The sequence below is a fragment of the Brevibacterium sp. CSND-B09 genome (assembly GCF_052906525.1).
This window is the reverse complement of record NZ_JBREGI010000001.1, coordinates 2206539-2222228: the sequence shown is the minus strand read 5'-3', so window position 1 is coordinate 2222228 and position 15690 is coordinate 2206539. Positions and strand designations below refer to the sequence as shown.

Below are 15690 nucleotides of genomic sequence, written 5' to 3'. Positions count from 1 at the left end.
GGCGAGCGACGATTGCGGACGGAAAAGGGGTGCGGCAGTGGCCGACGAAACGGCGGCGGCACACCGGCGGCACCCGGAAGCGCGCGTCGCGACGGGATGGGGATTGGCCGCCTCGGTGTACGTGTTCACTGTCGTCATGATGGGCACCACCCTGCCCACGCCCCTCTACCCGCTCTATGAGGAGCGGTTCGGGTTCGGCACCGCATTCACCACTCAGCTCTTCGCGATCTACGCGGTCGGTGTCATCGGCGCGCTCGTCGTCTTCGGTCGCCTCTCCGACGGACTGGGGCGTCGGCCGGTGCTCAGCCTCGGGGTGATCTTCTCGATCGGCTCGGCGGTGCTCTTCCTCATCGGCTCCCACATCGGCCTGCTGTTGGCCGGCCGGGTCCTGTCCGGGCTGGCCGCGGGGATCTTCACGTCGACCGCCACCGTCACCGTGCTCGAGAACGCGCCGGCCGGTCGCGAACGACTCGCCGGATCCTTGGCGACGGCGGCGAATATGGGCGGGCTGGGACTCGGGATCCTGTCCTCCGGACTGCTCGCCCGATTCGCTCCCGCTCCCCTGCTCACGCCGTTCCTCGTCAATGCGATCATGCTCATCATCGCCGGGGTGGCGCTCATCCTCGTGCGGGACCGGACGCGCGGCGGGGCGACGGCTGTGCGGTTGCAGCTGCCGGGGGTTCCCGCCTCGGCGAAGCGCATGTTCCTGGCCGCCTCACCTGGGGCGATCACCGGCTTCGCGGTGTGCGGGCTGTATTCGGCGATCGCGCCGAGCTTCATCGGTCAGACCCTGCACGTGACGTCGACCGCGGTCACCGGCGCTGTTGTGTTCCTCCTCTTCGGCGCCTCGGCGACCGCGCAGGTGCTGTTGCGCGGGTTCAGCGACCGCCTGCTCATCGTCGGCGGGACCGTGACCATGATCGTGAGCATGGGTGCACTCGTCTTCGCACTCATGGCGGGGTCGCTGCCGCTGCTCATCGTCTCCGCAGCGTTGGCAGGAGCCGGGCAGGGGCTCGTCTTCATGACCGGTATGCGCGCGATCACCGCGGTGACTGCGCCCGAGCACCGCACCGAGGCGACCACCTCGTACTTCAGCCTCGCCTATGTGTTCATGTCGGTTCCGGCGATCGGTGCCGGATTCCTCGCCGCCGAGGTGGGACTGGCGAATGCGACCGTCGTCTTCGCCGTCGCTGTGGCCGTGGTGTGCGTGTTGGGCCTCGTGGCGGCACGGAGGTTCGCGGGCCGTTAAGTATGGGATTGCCGGGTGCTGTGGGCTGTCTCCGGTGGAGGTTCGGGTCAGTGACGTGAACTAGGGTGGGAGCCATGACCTCCGCAGCCACGACCTCCGCCCTCGATGTCCTCCACGATGTCTTCGGCTATGAGGAGTTCCGGGGCCAGCAGGCGGCCATCGTCGACCAGGTCGTCAGCGGCGGGGATGCGGTCGTACTCATGCCCACCGGCGGCGGAAAATCCCTGTGCTATCAGATCCCGGCCCTGGTCAGGCACGGTACAGGTGTCGTCATCTCCCCGCTCATCGCACTCATGGCCGATCAGGTCGCGGCACTGGAGAACCTCGGCGTGCGGGCGGCCTATCTCAACTCATCCCTCGATTTCGAGACCGCCCAACAGGTCGAACAGCAGCTGCTCGCCGGAGAGATCGACCTGCTCTATCTCGCGCCCGAGCGTCTCGTCCTGCCGCGGACGATGCGACTGCTCGAGCAGGCACAGATCTCCCTGTTCGCCATCGACGAAGCCCACTGCGTGTCCCAATGGGGACATGACTTCCGCAGCGACTATCTGGGACTCGGCGTCTTGGCCGAACGATTCCCGGATGTCCCGCGCATCGCACTGACGGCCACGGCCACGCCGGCCACCCACGCCGAACTCACCGAACGACTCCACCTCCAGGACGCCGAGCACTTCGTCGCGAGCTTCGACCGACCCAACATCACCTACCGGATCGAGCCGAAGGCCTCGGCGAGATCGCAGCTGCTCAACTTCATCACCACCGAACACCCCGGGGATTCGGGCATCGTCTACTGTCTGTCCCGGCGCGGGGTCGATCAGCTGGCCGAAGCACTCGTCGCCCGCGGCCTCACAGCCCTGCCGTACCACGCAGGGCTGCCCTCCGAAGTGCGGGCGGAGAATCAGGCGAGATTCCTCCGCGAGGACGGCATCGTCATGGTCGCCACGATCGCCTTCGGCATGGGCATCGACAAACCCGATGTCCGCTTCGTCGCCCACCTCGATCTGCCCCGCTCGGTCGAGGGCTACTACCAGGAGACCGGTCGAGCCGGCCGTGACGGACTGCCCGCGGATGCGTGGATGGTCTACGGCCTCGGCGATGTCGTCTCCCAACGTCGACTCATCGAATCCGGCGAAGGCGACCAGGTGTTCAAACGCCGCCAGATGAGCCACCTCGATTCGATGCTCGCCCTCTGCGAGACCGTCGACTGCCGACGTGTGCAGCTGCTGCGGTACTTCGACGAGGAATCCGCACCGTGCGGCAACTGCGACACCTGCATGACACCCCCAGTGACCTGGGACGCGACCGTGGCCGTGCAGAAGCTTCTGTCGGCCGTCATCCGCCTCGACCGAGAACGCGGGCAGCGTTTCGGTTCGGGCCAAGTCATCGATGTGCTGCGCGGCAACGACAATGACCGGTCCCGGGCCTCGGACCATGAGAGCTTGAGCGTCTGGGGCGTCGGCGAGGACCTGTCCGAGAGCCAGTGGAAGACCGTCATCCGGCAGGTGCTCGCCCGCGGCCTCCTCGAATCCCATGGTGACTACGGTGTGCTTGTGGTCGGCGAGAACGCCGGCCCCGTGCTGCGCGGAGAAGAGGAGATCTCACTGCGTGTCGACCCGGTGAAGAAAGCCGGAGCGAAGAAGGCCGGATCAAGTCGCCGAGGCGGCCCCGAGGTCGAGCTCGACTCCGCCGATGCCTCCCTGTTCGAGGCACTGCGCTCCTGGCGAGGAGAGCAGGCGAAGGAGCAGGGCGTGCCCGCCTACGTCGTGTTCCCCGATGCCACGCTCTACGGCATCGTCGAGGTCAAGCCGACGACGATCAGCGAACTCGGTCAGGTCAGCGGAGTGGGTCTGAAGAAGCTCGACCGCTACGGCGATTCCGTGCTCGAGGTGCTCGCCGCCCAAGCAGGCTAGACCGCCTCGGGCCCCTCAAACTCCCTATTTGCTACCTGACGGCGGCCCAGCAACCTCGCGCCGGGTTGCTGGGCCGCCGTCACGTAGTTCGGCGTCCCGTCTGGGACCGGAGCCGGCTTCGGGCTGATCAGGCTCAGTTCTGTTCGAAGGCCTCGGGACCCTGTTCGGCTGCCGCTGGGTCCATCCACATGAACTCGAGGATGTTGCCATCGGGGTCGGTCATGCTGATTCCGTACATGAACCCGAGGTCCTGCGGTTCTTTGTTCTCCCCACCGCCGGCGTCGAGGATCGAGGCGCGCATTGCATCGACCTCGTCCCGGGATTCGCGGCTCATCGCAGTCAGCGCCTGAGCCGCGGTGTGCGGGTCGACGATCGGTTTGTCCGTGAACGTGGCGAGGTAGTCCCTGGTGAGGATCATGAAGAAGATGTCATCGGTCCATTTGATACACGACGCGTTGTCATCGGTGAACTCGGGCACCACCTCGGCGCCGATGGCTTGGTAGAACGACTTGGCGCGCTCAAGGTCCGTGGTCGGAAGGTTGACGAAGATCTGGGTCATGACTGCTCCCTTGCAGTGACGGCGACGGATCGGGAGACGCGACACCGGACGGTCCACGACAGCCGGATGGCTGGACGGTGGGACTTCGATTCTTACCGCGCCCAGACCCCCTGTCAACACCCATTTGCTACCTGACGGCGGCCCAGCAACCTGGCGCGAGGTTGCTGTGCCGCCGTCGGGTAGTCCTGGGAGGTCAGTTGGTCTTCGTGACGGTGACGTCGATCGGGGTCGGGCTGGTGAAGATGTCGAAGACAGGGCAATGAGCGTCCACGGTCTCCTGCAGCTTCTGGTAGTCCTCGTTGCTGTCGGGTCCGGCGATGTTGACGCTCACGCGCACGGACGAGAATCCGGGGCGCACGGTCTCATCGACGCCGAAGAGTCCCCGCACATCCAGGTCGCCTTCAGCGCTGACATTGAGTGCGTCGATGGTCAGTCCGAGGTTCTGGGCGTAGAGGCGGTAGACGACGACCTGGCAGGAGATCAATGCGCCGAGGGCGTACTCGACGGGATTCGGGGCGGCGTCGTCGCCGGCCAGCGGGGTCGGTTCGTCGACAGTGAAGGTGTGGCGGCCGGCGGTGATGACCGAGGGCACCGAACCGCGGGCGGTGCCCGAGGCCGAGAACGTCAGCTGCCCGTTCTTCGCCGAGGCGGCCAGTCGTTCGTTCCAATGCCTCTCCGGCCGTGGTCAGTCGCGTGGCGCGTTCTTCGTCGCTGATGGCGATGGTCGTGTCGAACTCGGTGGTGGCTGCAGTCATGAGGGTGGACTCCTGATCGAATGGTCGAGCGTGTGGTCGAGATCGTGCGGGTCGGTGCTGATCTCAGATTAGAAACGATCGCCCGGCGGCGTCCTCCCCACCGTCGGCTGCCGTCGTCTGGCGTCATGAGCAGAACACAATTCGTCATCAGCCGACGCACGGTAGCCTGGAAGGCAGACGAACCCACCGGTTCCCCCACCACGCGGAAGGCGACGATGACGACCTCTGACCGGACAGCCACCTCGGCGAACTCAACTGGCTCCCCGGGTTCAATCACCCGCGCGGACTGCGAACAACGCGATGCGAACGATCCTCTGCGTAATTGCCGCGAGGAGTTCCTGCTCCCGGAAGGCACGATCTACCTCGACGGGAACTCTCTCGGTCCCCGCACGAAGGGAGCCGCAGACCGCGCCCAGGAAGTCATCACCGACGAATGGGGCACCGGCCTCATCGGGTCATGGAACACCGCCGGCTGGTGGGACCTGCCGGCGAAATTGGGTGAGAAGGTCTCCGGGATCGTCGGCGGCGGGGTCGGGTCCACCGTCGTCACCGACACCACGTCGATCAATCTGTTCAAGGCGGCCTCGGCGGCGCTGAAGATGCAATCCGAAGACTCCCCGAACCGGCGGATCATCCTCACCCAGCGGGAGAACTTTCCCTCCGATATCTACATGCTCGAAGGATTGGCCGAGCAGCTCGGCGACGGATACGAGGTCCGCCTCGTCGACGATGACGAAGTCACCGCAGGGTTCCCGACCACGATGTCCGACGAGGTGGCCCTCGTCGTCCTCACCCATGTGAACTACCGGACCGGTCGGCTCTTCGATATGGGGACGACCACCTCGGCGATCCATTCCGGCGGAGCCATGGTCATCTGGGACCTGTGCCATTCGGCCGGTGCTCTGCCCATCGATCTGGCCGGAACCGGGGCGGACATGGCGATCGGCTGCACGTACAAGTTCCTCAACGGCGGACCCGGGTCTCCCGCATTCATCTGGGTCGCCGAGGCGCTGCAGAACCGATTCAGCCAACCTCTGTCGGGGTGGTGGTCGCATGCGCAGCCCTTCGATATGGCCCCGGACTACCGGCCGGCCGACGGTATCCGCCGCTACCTCACCGGAACGCAGGGAATCCTGTCGATGTCCGTGGCAGAGCTCGGCCTCGACATCCACTCGCGGGTGGACATGGAACAGATCCGGGAGAAGTCCCTGGCCCTGTCGGACCTGTTCATCGACCTCGTCGATGAGCGATTGGCCGATCACCCGGTCGAGGTCGTCACCCCACGTGAACACGCCCATCGCGGATCCCAGGTCTCGATCACCCACCCCGAGGGATTCGCGGTGATGAGCGCGCTCATCGAACGCGGAATCATCGGCGACTACCGCGAGCCGGAGGTGCTGCGGTTCGGATTGACCCCGCTCTACATCGGGTTCACCGAGGTGTGGGACACCGTCGAGGCCCTGCGCGACATCCTCGACAACCGACTCTGGGACACCCCGGCGCACAAGGTCCGCGGCGCCGTCACCTAATTGCTACCTGACGGCGGCGCAGCAACCTGGCGCCAGGTATCTGGGCCGCCGTCACCTGCATTGGGACGTGGCCGCTCAGGTGTCCGGAGCAGCAGAAGTTTCGATGATCTCGGCGTTGACGCCGAAGTACGGTTCACCCGCCTCATTTCGCGGGCGGTTGGCGACAAGCGTCCTGAGCAGATTGCTGCCCCGCTCCCCAGTGATCGGGTCGAGATCGAGGACAGCACACCGCGCGATCGGATCCCCGATTCGCACACGCAGCGCGGCGGCGTTCGGCACGTTCACCGTCACGTCCCGGCCTCGCCAGGTCTCTTCGATGAAGGGTTCGTCCGTGTCGAGGACGAGGGTGGCCCGGAAGCGGGCGGCTTCATCAAGCAGCTCATGGTGACCCGACCGATCGGCGAGTTCCCTCATCGACGCGGTCGTGACGATCGACAGGCCAGCTCCGTAGATCACGTCTCCACGACGTGCGCGGGCCAGCCGCACCGGCTTTCCCAGCCACTCGGAGGCGAGTGCCGAATGCGGGCCGTCAGTGAGTTCGAGGTCGACCGGTCGCTTCCAGTAATTGCAGGTCAGGCGCTCACCCGAGCCGGCTGGCACCCCGGTGGCAGAGCGCCCGTCGGGCAGGGTGATCGTCAAAATGTCGTCGACGAGTGAGGTGGTCATGCGGATGAGCCGAGGATTCTGCACGGTCTTGAGCACCTGTCGTCGTTCGACATCGACGAAGCAGAACTCACGATCGCCGACCGGACCGTGAACGTCGACGGCTGCGCTCGGTCGAGCCTCGTGTCGTGTGCCTTTGACGTGGGCGAACCCGAGCGATGGCACACCGAATTCCCGCGCAGAAGCAGGTGACGGCGGCCCAGATACCTGGCGCCAGGTTGCTGCGCCCCCGTCAGGTAGCAATTGGGGCATGGGGGTTGCGCCTTCCTGTGATGGCGTAGGTGCCGATGGCCACCGCTCCGATGGCCAGGACCGTGCCGCCGATGATAACGGCTCCGGGAATTGTGGCGATCGTGCCGAGCACTCCCACGGTGACTCCGGAGAAGGTCTGCATCCCCGGCCCGAATGTCGCATAGGAGCCGATGACGCGGCCGCGGATCTCCGGCGGCGCTTCGAGTTGGATGATCGCCATCTCGGTCGACTCGGCGGTGATCTTCGAGACTCCGGCGATGACGAGCATGATGACGGCCAGCCACAGGTGCGAGGTCAGGGCGAAGAACAGAGAGCTGATGCCCATCGCCGCGGCGGCCAGTGCCGCGGCAGCCGGAACGGCCTTGATCCACCCGGTCGCCTCAAGCCCGAAGCCCCCGAGCACCCCTCCTGCACCCATGGCGAAGAGCAGCACGCCATAGGTGAAGTCACTGTCCCCGCCGACCGGATTGAGGATGTCGCCGAACACCGGCATCGCCGTCTGCAGCACCGCCCCGATCGTCGTCGAGGCGAGCGCGGCCAGCAACAGCATGCCGACGATCGCGCGATTGTGGCGGACGTCGATGAGCACCCGCAGCGACTGGATGAGAGTCGTCCGCGCGGTGCGCACTCCTCCGCTGCGCAGATGCCCGGTGAAGGGGGTGCGAATGAGGAAGATCGTCAGCGGCAGATAGAAGACGATGTTGATGAAGATGCCCCACGTGGCACCGACCCCGAGCAGCAGAGCGGAACCGACGACGGGACCGAAGAGGATGCCGAGGCTGCGGAACGTCGCATTGAGCCGGACAGCGCTCGGCAGCTCCTTCCGATCGACGAAGTCATGGAGCATCATCTGCTCGGCAGGACCCCACAGACATCCGGCCAGGCCATGGATGACGAGCAGCACGCAGGCCTGCCACAGCTGCAGAGAGTCCGTGAGGAAGAGGATCCCCCAACACAGGGACACGACCATGAACATGATCTGTCCGATCTGGATGAGGCGGCGGCAGTCGAAGCGTTCGGCCAGAGACCCGGCATAGACGGACAGGAGCAGGAAGGGCAGCCAGTGGCTGATGAGCTGGAATCCGACGAGCGCCGGGGATTCGAACTTCTGCCACAGCACCCAATAGGTGATGACGTGCTCGATATTGTCGCCCATCATCGCCGTGCCCGATCCGATCAGATAGGGCGCAGTCTTCCAACTGCGCAGCACGCTGAAACGGCGCGGACCGGCGGCACCGCCGTTGTCCTCGGAGAAATCGCTCACTCCCCCATTCTCACACCGGCGGAACGGACCGGCACCGACCTCTTGTCTGCTGGGATCGAGGCGAGGACAATGATCCTTGATCAAGGAGGATCTTATGTCCACAGCTCAACCGCCGACGTCCACCCGCCCGAACTCCGCCCTTGTCGTCATCGACGTCCAAAACGGCGTCATGCAAGCCAGTTGGAACTCCGAATCGGTCATCTCCACGATCTCCGATCTCGTCGACCGTGCCCGGAACACCGGCACCGAGGTGGTCTGGGTCCGGCACAGCTCCGGTGAGCTGCCGATCGATTCCCCGCAATGGCAGATCGTCGACACGCTCTCCCCCGCTGAGGGCGAAGCGATCATCGAGAAGACCCACGGCAATACATTCGAGGGCACGGACTTCGAGGAGGTGCTCGCCGGAAAGGACGTCGGCCACCTCGTCGTCACCGGTGCCCAATCTGATGCCTGCGTGCGCTCGACCATCCACGGCGGATTCGCCCGCGGCTACGACGTCACGCTGGTCTCCGACGCCCACACCACCGAGGATCTCACCGAATGGGGCGCTCCCCCACCGGAGCAGGTGGTCTCACACACGAACCTCTATTGGGGATTCGAATCGGGTCCGGGTCGCACCGCGAAGGTCGAGGAAGCCGACAAGGTCGACTTCGGTGCTCGCTGACGGTGTCGCCCGACCCGGCTCGTTGGCACTGCTCGATCGCGCCCGCGCCGAGATCGACCGGCTGACTCCACACGCCGCCTTCATCGAGCAGCAGCAAGGGGCGATCATCGTCGATGTCCGCACCGAGGTCCACCGCGAGTCTGCTCCGTCGATCCCCGGATCCCTCGCCATCGACCTGACCGTGCTGCCGTGGCGTCTCGACCCCGGCTTCGATTGGCGCATCCCCGAGGCCGATCGAACCGATCGGCGGTGGATCCTCATCTGCCGCCACGGTTATTCCTCATCGCTGGCCGCGTGGAACCTGCGACAGATGGGTCTGACGAGCACTGCCGATGTCATCGGCGGCTTTGAGGCGTGGCAGGCAGCGCATCTGCCGACGACCGATGAGGCTCCCGACCGCCGACCGTGACCATGGGTTCACCCGCCCGCCGACCGTGACCACAACGGCGGCCTCCGAAACCTGGCATCATGGCCCCATGAGTGAAGACATCCGCAGCATCGAACTGACCCGCATCGCCGAAAACCACTACCGCGCCACCGCCCCGAGCGGAGCAAGCATCGAATTCGGCCGCGGCGAAGGCCTCATGACCCCCGTCGAACTGCTGCTGGCCGCTGTCGCCGGCTGCTCGTCGATCGACGTCGACACCGTCACCAGCCGTCACACCGAACCGACGAAGTTCGACGTCTCCGCGACCGCGGACAAGATCGACGAAGACGGGGCCTCCCGTGTGGACAACGTCCACCTCGACTTCGACCTCGCGTTCCCCGACGACGAGGAGGGTCGGAAGGCCGATGCCCGCGTCGAACGCCTCGTCGGGCTCTCCCATGACAAGTACTGCACGGTCTCCCGCACCGTCGAACACCCCACGAAGGTCGACTTCAGCATCCGTCGCGACTGACGTCGCGATTCGTCACGGCAGATCCTTCGCCGAGGCGGACCGCCGTTCCGTACGGACGTGACCCTCAGCTTTCGGCGAGGCGCTTCTTCTCGACCTCGACGTCGAAATCGGCGTCCGGCCACCGCGGGTCGATGTCCTTGAGGACGTCGAGCAGCAGCCGCTGCACAGCCAAACGGGCGTACCATTTCCGGTTCGCGGGCACGACGAACCACGGGGTCGCCTCGGTGGAGGTGCGGTCGAAGACAACCTGATAGGCGTCCATGTAATCCGGCCACAGGAGTCGTTCGTCGACGTCTCCTGGGTTGTATTTCCAGTGCTTGTCCGGCCGTTCGAGGCGTTCGGCCAGACGCTCTTTCTGCTCGTCCGGAGAGATGTGGAGCATGACCTTGACGATCCGCACTCCCGCCGCGATCAGTTCAGCTTCGAAGTCGTTGATGGCGGTGTAGCGGCGCTCGATCTCGGTCTCGTCGGCGAGTTCACGAACGCGGCCGATGAGCACATCCTCGTAGTGTGAGCGGTCGAAGACTCCGATCATGCCGGGCCCGGGCACGCGCGGTCGGATGCGCCAAAGGAAGTCGTGGGCGAGTTCCTCTTCAGTCGGTTTCTTGAAGGCGGCGAGCTCGACACCCTGCGGATCGACGGCTCCGACGACGTGGCGGACGATTCCGCCTTTGCCCGCCGTGTCCATGGCTTGCAGGACGAGGAGGACGGCGGGACCGGAGTCCTCGTCGTGGTGGGCGGCGAAGAGGCGCTCCTGCAGGTCGTTGAGCTCAGCAGACAGCGCTTCGAGATCTTTCTTCCCGCTCTTCTTGTCCCCGTCGTAGCCGGGGGTGGATTCGGGATCGACCTCGCCGAGGCGGAATCCCTCCCCAGCGCGCAGCAGTGGTGCAGGATCGGTCGTCCAGTTGCTCGTCGGCTCACTCATGCGTTCATCTTTCCAGGTGGGAAGGGCCGCGTCTATACCGACAACTCACCGCCGAGGCGGCTGCTGAGGTCCGTCGATACCCGGCAGCGGGTTCTCGTTCGTCAGTCCACGCCGACGCCTGTCCTCCAGGTACCTTTGGTAGTCCGCTTCGCGTTCGGCGGCGGTCATCTGCGGCGTGGACTTGTCGATGACATTGCGCAGCATCGCCAGAACGGTCAGCACCGCCAGGCCGGTCAGCGTCACAGCCACCCAGATCATCGTGGTGAGCAGGCTCGGCGGATTGTCGAAGACTCTCACACCGGCGAAGCCGATGAGGAAGACGAATCCGAGAAACGGCAGCAGGAGCCACAGCGCGACCTTGAAGCCGCCGATCATCATCGGCATCATCATGCACGTGCTCCACGCCATGCCGCCGATGAAGAAGAGCAGGACGAGGAAGAAGCTCGCCGGATCGCTGTTGAGTTCCGTCGCAACCGTTCCGGGAACGGCCCGCTCGCCGAGGAAGAACGGCCAGACCAGCGCCACCAACGTGACGGTCACTGCGGAAGCGACGACGCTGAGCAGAATAAGCGGGACGAGACCCTCACGCCGGAACCCGTCGTCCTTGCGCTTGTACTCCATGAACAGGAAGGGAAAGAGCAACGCAAATACACCAGCAATGATTCCTGCCCAGAGACCGTCTGCCTCAATTCTGTCGGTCATGTTCCGCTGGTACATCAGCCCCGTCGAGGCCAGCCAGATGAAGAAGGTGAAGAAGAGCGCACCGAAGAGGGTGAAGCCGAGGACGCGCAGAAAGTCGCGTGTCCACGTCGGGACCGGTTCCTCCTCGCGCAGCGGAAGCGGCCCCGGTGGCGGTGGCCCGGGCGGTGTTTCACTCATGATTTCATCCTCGCACAAGCACGGGCGAGTGATTCCGGCAGCGATGTTTCAGATCCGCCACCGCGAACGTCAACCGATCAGAGACCGTCCCACAAGCCACACCCTCAGTCCGGTTTCCGGAACACCGACGGCAGCTTCTTCTTCACGCGCTGCCCGGTGTCCCGGTACGACCATTGCCGCATCGGCTGCGGCACCCGCCACTGCAGCTTCCAGGCGAGCATGCGGAACCCGAAGGCGGCAGCCGCGATGATGAGTGAGGCGATGGCACCCAACAGTCCGGTCACCTCGGCGATGATCGTCAGCCCCGAACCGAACAGGGCGGGGATGAGGTAGAGGTCGGTGCCGCGGAAGATCGCCGGATCCTCACTGGCCACGGCATCGCGCATGAGTCCGCCGCCGCACGCGGTCAGCGCACCCATGAGCAGCGCCGCCGGATAGTTCGTCCCGGCGGCGAGCGCGATCGTCGTACCGGTGACGCTGAAGAGCCCGAGACCCATCGCGTCGAAGGCGACGATCCAGATCCGGGCCCGAGAGATGTGGGAGCCGATGATGTAGATGAGCAGGGTCGCAATCACCGGCGGGGCGAGGTAGATCGGTTGGCCGATGGCGTTGGGCACCCGGTCGAGGAGCACATCGCGGATCATGCCTCCGCCGATGCCCGTCATCGTGCCCAGCACCAACCCGCCGGTGATGTCGAAATTGCGTCGCGCGGCCAGCAGCACTCCGGAGACTGCGAAGACGAAAGTGCCGGTGAGGTCGAGGGCGAGGAACAGGAACTCCTGCAAGTTCATCTCCACCTCGGCTCCTCTCGTCGCTCCGTGCCCGGCCCGGTGCCGAGCGTCCTACCAGCCACTGTAATCCGCTTCGGCATCCCGTGAGCCATTTGTCTGGTGTTCCGTTCCCCATCGCCGAGGCGGCCGCTAGGCTGAGGAGATGACGCAGCCGACGCTCATCCTCGTCCACGGCGCTTTCGCCACTTCCTTCTCTTTCGCCCCGCTGCAGGCCGAACTCTCCTTCCACGGAGTGCGCTCGGCCGCGGTTGACCTGCCGGGTCACGGTTTCGCCGCCACCTTCCCGCTCGGGTATCAGGCGCCTCAGGATCTCGCCCGGTTCACCTCGGAGCCGGGATCGATCAGGGGTGTGACCGTCGACGACAATGTCCGGGCTCTCGCCGAGGCGGCCGCCCGTGCCAAGGAGCACGGACCGGTGGTCATCGTCGCCCACAGCCGCGGCGGGGCCACATTGACCGCCTTGGCGAATGCACATCCGGAGCTCATCGACCACATGGTCTATGTCTCCGCATGGGCACCGGTGGACCTCCCGGCCGCCGAATACAATGCCGAACCCGAAATGAAGACCGTCGACAATGCGGCTCTCGCCCGGGCCCTGGCCGGTGATCCCGGGCAGCTGGGTCTGCTGCGCTGCAATTTCCGCCAGGCCGACCCGGTGGTCCTCGACGGCCTGAAAGCACTCTTCTGCGCCGACGTCAGCGATGACGAATTCCGCATCTTCCTGAATTCACTGCAGCCGGATGAGAACCTCGACGCGGGAGGCCCCGAACACCGGGCGCAGGCGGGCACGTGGGGGACGATCCCGCGTACGTTCGTCCGCCTCGGCGAGGATCGGAGCATGCCGACCGCGATGCAGGATCGCCTCATCCGCGAAGGTGATGCGCTCACCCCGGACAATCCCTACCGGGTGCGCACGCTGGCGTCGTCCCACGTGGGATGGCTGATCCGCCCCGCCGAGGCGGCCGCGCAGTTGGCGCAGATCGCCGCCGACTTTGCCGCGGAGTCCGACAGGTAAAGCGCAGGCGCCGACGGAAGAGGCCCCGACCGTGACAGTCGGGGCCTCTCGTTCTCTGCTCAGCCGATTCAGCTGAGCTGGAAGTTGTCCGGGTTCTTGTACGGTTCGATTTCGACGACCGGGGTGCCCTTGCCCATAAGCAGTTTGGAGATGGGACAGCGAGCGTGGGCGCGGGCAGCGTACTTCTCGGCGTCGGTGTCCGAGACCCCTTCGATGGAGATGAACGCCTTCGGAGCGAAGTAGAAGCCGTTGCCGGAGGGTTCGTTGTGCAGCTCGACCTCGACGCGCACGCGTGAGAGCGCCTCGATCTCATTGACCGCGAGGACGACCTTGAGCGTCTCGCCGAGGCAGGTCGACCAGGCCATGGCGAGGAACTGTTCCGGGTTGTTGCCCTCTTCGACCCGTGAGGTCGGGGCGGTGGACAGGGTCTGGCCGTCTTCGACGCGCACCTCGCCCGAGGTGCCGCCGAGGTTCTCGACCTTCGCGGTGTAGATCGGCGCACTCGGGCTCTTCGGCTCATCCGCGTCTCCGGTCGGAGCCTGCGGCTGGGCGTATCCGGGTTTCTCAGTCATTGCACCATGCTACGACAGGCACGCAACAAGGTCACTGGCGTTTCAGTGAATGGTCAGTAACAAAGCCCGCAGACCCATCCGCCGTCCCGGCGGCTCCGAATGATCACTATGAATCGGAAAACCCGTGCAACCCAACGTTTCCGCGGCGTCGTGGCAGGCATCGTCGCCACAGTCATGATGTTCGGTCTCGCAGACCTCATCGCGCGTGCCTTCACCCCGAGCGCCGCACCCCTGCTCACCCTCGGTCAGGCGATCATCCCACTTGCTCCCCCGGCGGCGATCAAACCCGTCATCGCCCTGTTCGGCGACAACGACAAACTCGTCCTCGTCCTCTCCACCGGCCTCGGTGCGATCGTCCTCGCCGGTCTCATCGGAGCACTGGCGGTTTCCCGCCGGCGTCTGGCCACGACGCTGCTGGTCGTCGCCGGGCTCGTCCCCGTCATCGTCATCGTCCTGCGCCCCGAAGCGGGTGCCATCGATGTCATTCCCACGCTGATCGGCATCGCCGTGGGCATCACGGTCTTCCTGCTTCTGCTTCGCTTCGGGGTACCGACTTCCACCGCCGAGGCGACCGACAGTCCCGATGTCGCGCGCGGTTCGCGAACCTCGGAGCCCTTGAGCCGCCGCCGTTTCTTCGGCCTCGCCGGTGCCGTCGGCACCATCGGGGCCGTCACCATCGCCGCCGGCCAGACCCTCGTCTCCCTCACACAGGAAGCCGGAGCAGCGGTGGCCAAGCTGGTGCTGCCCGACCCTGCGAAGAAGGCGGCAGCGATCCCCGCCGCCGCGAGCACCGACCTCGACGGCACGGTCCCCTTCGTCACCGAAGCGAAGGACTTCTACCGCATCGACACGGTGCTCTCACCACCGGTCATCGACCCGGAACAGTGGTCCCTGCGCATCCACGGCATGGTCGAAGAGGAGGTGACCCTGACGATGGACGACGTCCTCGACCTGCCGCTGGAAGAACACCACATCACGCTCACCTGCGTGTCCAATCCCGTCGGCGGGGACCTCGTCGGAAATGCGACCTGGCTCGGATACCCCGTGCGTGATCTCCTCGCCCGAGCACGCCCGAACTCGCAAGCCGATATGGTCCTCTCCCACTCGTTCGACGGATTCACCGCCTCGACCCCGATCGGTGCACTGACCGATGACCGCGCCGCCCTCCTGGCTGTGGGAATGAACGGCCAACCGCTCACCCCGATCCACGGCTTCCCCGCCCGCCTCGTCGTTCCCGGACTCTACGGTTTCGTTTCCGCGACGAAATGGGTGACCGAACTCGAGGTCACCCGCTTCGATGAGAAGACCGCCTACTGGACCGACCGCGGGTGGGATGCCAAGGCCCCCATCCTCGTCGCTTCGCGCATCGAGGTCCCCAAGCCGCTGGCCAAGGTCCCTGCCGGGGACCTCCGGGTCGGCGGCACCGCCTGGGCGCAGCGTTCAGGGATCGACCGCGTCGAGGTCAAGCTCGACGACGGCGAATGGACGCAGGCGGATCTGGCCGAGGAGGTCACGATCGACACCTGGCGACAGTGGCGGGCCGAATTCGCCGAGGTGGCCGCGGGGTCACATACCCTCACCGTGCGTGCCACGGACAAGGACGGCACAGTGCAGACAGCGAAACGCCGGGATTCGATCCCGAACTCGGCCACCGGGCACCACCACATCCAATTCCGCGTCGAATGAGCCTGCAGCCGCCTCGGCGAAGAAATTCTCAAGATTTCTTCCCCATCCGCCCATCCGAACCGGGCACCGCACCGAATA

General features: G+C 65.6%; 16 protein-coding genes. 8 read left to right on the top strand and 8 right to left on the bottom strand.

Annotation, left to right across the window (positions count from 1 at the left end):
• Window positions 1-37 precede the first annotated feature (37 nt).
• Complete coding sequence (locus tag ACU4IU_RS09980) at window positions 38-1249, top strand: MFS transporter (protein ID WP_446656618.1); 1212 nt, start codon at window positions 38-40, stop codon at window positions 1247-1249.
• Between the two features lie 74 nt (window positions 1250-1323).
• On the top strand, window positions 1324-3159 hold the full coding sequence (gene recQ / locus ACU4IU_RS09975) for a DNA helicase RecQ (RefSeq protein ID WP_446656617.1): 1836 nt from the start codon (window positions 1324-1326) through the stop codon (window positions 3157-3159).
• A 133-nt stretch (window positions 3160-3292) separates the two neighbouring features.
• Here the strand turns inward: recQ and ACU4IU_RS09970 are convergent, their stop codons facing one another.
• The gene (locus tag ACU4IU_RS09970; protein WP_376904484.1) at window positions 3293-3718 is read right to left on the bottom strand and encodes a VOC family protein; all 426 of its coding nucleotides are present in this window, start codon (window positions 3716-3718) and stop codon (window positions 3293-3295) included.
• A gap of 193 nt (window positions 3719-3911) precedes the next feature.
• A complete protein-coding gene (locus ACU4IU_RS09965; RefSeq protein WP_446656616.1) occupies window positions 3912-4310 on the bottom strand; it encodes an OsmC family protein in 399 nt (132 codons plus the stop codon).
• 288 nt (window positions 4311-4598) lie between these two features.
• Between ACU4IU_RS09965 and kynU the strand changes: the two genes are divergently transcribed.
• A complete protein-coding gene (gene kynU / locus ACU4IU_RS09960) occupies window positions 4599-6002 on the top strand; it encodes a kynureninase (RefSeq protein WP_446656615.1) in 1404 nt (467 codons plus the stop codon).
• A 75-nt stretch (window positions 6003-6077) separates the two neighbouring features.
• Here kynU and ACU4IU_RS09955 read toward each other — a convergent pair whose 3' ends face one another.
• Together ACU4IU_RS09955 and ACU4IU_RS09950 are read right to left on the bottom strand one after the other, a co-directional pair.
• Window positions 6078-6830, bottom strand: a complete 753-nt coding sequence (locus tag ACU4IU_RS09955) for an MOSC domain-containing protein (protein WP_446656614.1) — start codon at window positions 6828-6830, stop codon at window positions 6078-6080.
• A gap of 67 nt (window positions 6831-6897) precedes the next feature.
• Window positions 6898-8181 carry an MFS transporter gene (locus tag ACU4IU_RS09950; protein ID WP_139467487.1) on the bottom strand — a complete coding sequence of 428 codons (1284 nt, stop codon included), beginning with the start codon at window positions 8179-8181 and terminating at the stop codon, window positions 6898-6900.
• A gap of 94 nt (window positions 8182-8275) precedes the next feature.
• Here ACU4IU_RS09950 and ACU4IU_RS09945 point away from each other — a divergent pair, with 94 nt between their 5' ends.
• From ACU4IU_RS09945 to ACU4IU_RS09935, 3 genes are all read left to right on the top strand, one after another.
• A complete protein-coding gene (locus tag ACU4IU_RS09945) occupies window positions 8276-8845 on the top strand; it encodes a cysteine hydrolase family protein (protein ID WP_376904479.1) in 570 nt (189 codons plus the stop codon).
• Entirely contained in the window at window positions 8835-9254 is a 420-nt protein-coding gene (locus ACU4IU_RS09940) for a rhodanese-like domain-containing protein (RefSeq protein ID WP_139467489.1), read from the top strand. Before ACU4IU_RS09945 ends, ACU4IU_RS09940 begins: the two co-directional genes overlap by 11 nt.
• Window positions 9255-9321: 67 nt before the next feature.
• Complete coding sequence (locus ACU4IU_RS09935) at window positions 9322-9744, top strand: OsmC family protein (RefSeq protein ID WP_039211873.1); 423 nt, start codon at window positions 9322-9324, stop codon at window positions 9742-9744.
• 64 nt (window positions 9745-9808) lie between these two features.
• Here the strand turns inward: ACU4IU_RS09935 and ACU4IU_RS09930 are convergent, their stop codons facing one another.
• The 3 genes from ACU4IU_RS09930 to ACU4IU_RS09920 form a co-directional block, all read right to left on the bottom strand.
• Window positions 9809-10669: a PPK2 family polyphosphate kinase gene (locus tag ACU4IU_RS09930; protein WP_446656613.1), complete on the bottom strand. Its 861-nt coding sequence runs from the start codon at window positions 10667-10669 to the stop codon at window positions 9809-9811.
• 45 nt (window positions 10670-10714) lie between these two features.
• Complete coding sequence (locus ACU4IU_RS09925) at window positions 10715-11548, bottom strand: hypothetical protein (RefSeq protein WP_446656612.1); 834 nt, start codon at window positions 11546-11548, stop codon at window positions 10715-10717.
• 104 nt (window positions 11549-11652) lie between these two features.
• Window positions 11653-12339 carry a trimeric intracellular cation channel family protein gene (locus ACU4IU_RS09920; RefSeq protein WP_062860326.1) on the bottom strand — a complete coding sequence of 229 codons (687 nt, stop codon included), beginning with the start codon at window positions 12337-12339 and terminating at the stop codon, window positions 11653-11655.
• Between the two features lie 142 nt (window positions 12340-12481).
• Between ACU4IU_RS09920 and ACU4IU_RS09915 the strand changes: the two genes are divergently transcribed.
• Entirely contained in the window at window positions 12482-13354 is an 873-nt protein-coding gene (locus ACU4IU_RS09915; RefSeq protein ID WP_446656611.1) for an alpha/beta fold hydrolase, read from the top strand.
• Between the two features lie 68 nt (window positions 13355-13422).
• Here ACU4IU_RS09915 and ACU4IU_RS09910 read toward each other — a convergent pair whose 3' ends face one another.
• Window positions 13423-13926 (bottom strand): OsmC family protein, encoded by a 504-nt coding sequence (locus ACU4IU_RS09910; RefSeq protein ID WP_052240173.1) that lies wholly within the window; start codon window positions 13924-13926, stop codon window positions 13423-13425.
• 108 nt (window positions 13927-14034) lie between these two features.
• On the opposite strand from ACU4IU_RS09910, the gene ACU4IU_RS09905 reads away from it, so the two are divergent.
• Window positions 14035-15612 (top strand): molybdopterin-dependent oxidoreductase, encoded by a 1578-nt coding sequence (locus tag ACU4IU_RS09905; protein ID WP_446656610.1) that lies wholly within the window; start codon window positions 14035-14037, stop codon window positions 15610-15612.
• The last annotated feature ends 78 nt before the right edge of the window (window positions 15613-15690 follow it).

Excerpts from the sequence above, each read along its gene's own strand:
- recQ (WP_446656617.1), top strand. The coding sequence starts at position 1,324 with ATGACCTCCGCAGCCACGACCTCCGCCCTCGATGTCCTCCACGATGTC.
- ACU4IU_RS09970 (WP_376904484.1), bottom strand. The coding sequence starts at position 3,718 with ATGACCCAGATCTTCGTCAACCTTCCGACCACGGACCTTGAGCGCGCC.
- kynU (WP_446656615.1), top strand. The coding sequence starts at position 4,599 with ATGAGCAGAACACAATTCGTCATCAGCCGACGCACGGTAGCCTGGAAG.
- ACU4IU_RS09945 (WP_376904479.1), top strand. The coding sequence starts at position 8,276 with ATGTCCACAGCTCAACCGCCGACGTCCACCCGCCCGAACTCCGCCCTT.
- ACU4IU_RS09935 (WP_039211873.1), top strand. The coding sequence starts at position 9,322 with ATGAGTGAAGACATCCGCAGCATCGAACTGACCCGCATCGCCGAAAAC.
- ACU4IU_RS09930 (WP_446656613.1), bottom strand. The coding sequence starts at position 10,669 with ATGAGTGAGCCGACGAGCAACTGGACGACCGATCCTGCACCACTGCTG.
- ACU4IU_RS09925 (WP_446656612.1), bottom strand. The coding sequence starts at position 11,548 with ATGAGTGAAACACCGCCCGGGCCACCGCCACCGGGGCCGCTTCCGCTG.
- ACU4IU_RS09920 (WP_062860326.1), bottom strand. The coding sequence starts at position 12,339 with ATGAACTTGCAGGAGTTCCTGTTCCTCGCCCTCGACCTCACCGGCACT.
- ACU4IU_RS09915 (WP_446656611.1), top strand. The coding sequence starts at position 12,482 with ATGACGCAGCCGACGCTCATCCTCGTCCACGGCGCTTTCGCCACTTCC.
- ACU4IU_RS09910 (WP_052240173.1), bottom strand. The coding sequence starts at position 13,926 with ATGACTGAGAAACCCGGATACGCCCAGCCGCAGGCTCCGACCGGAGAC.
- ACU4IU_RS09905 (WP_446656610.1), top strand. The coding sequence starts at position 14,035 with ATGAATCGGAAAACCCGTGCAACCCAACGTTTCCGCGGCGTCGTGGCA.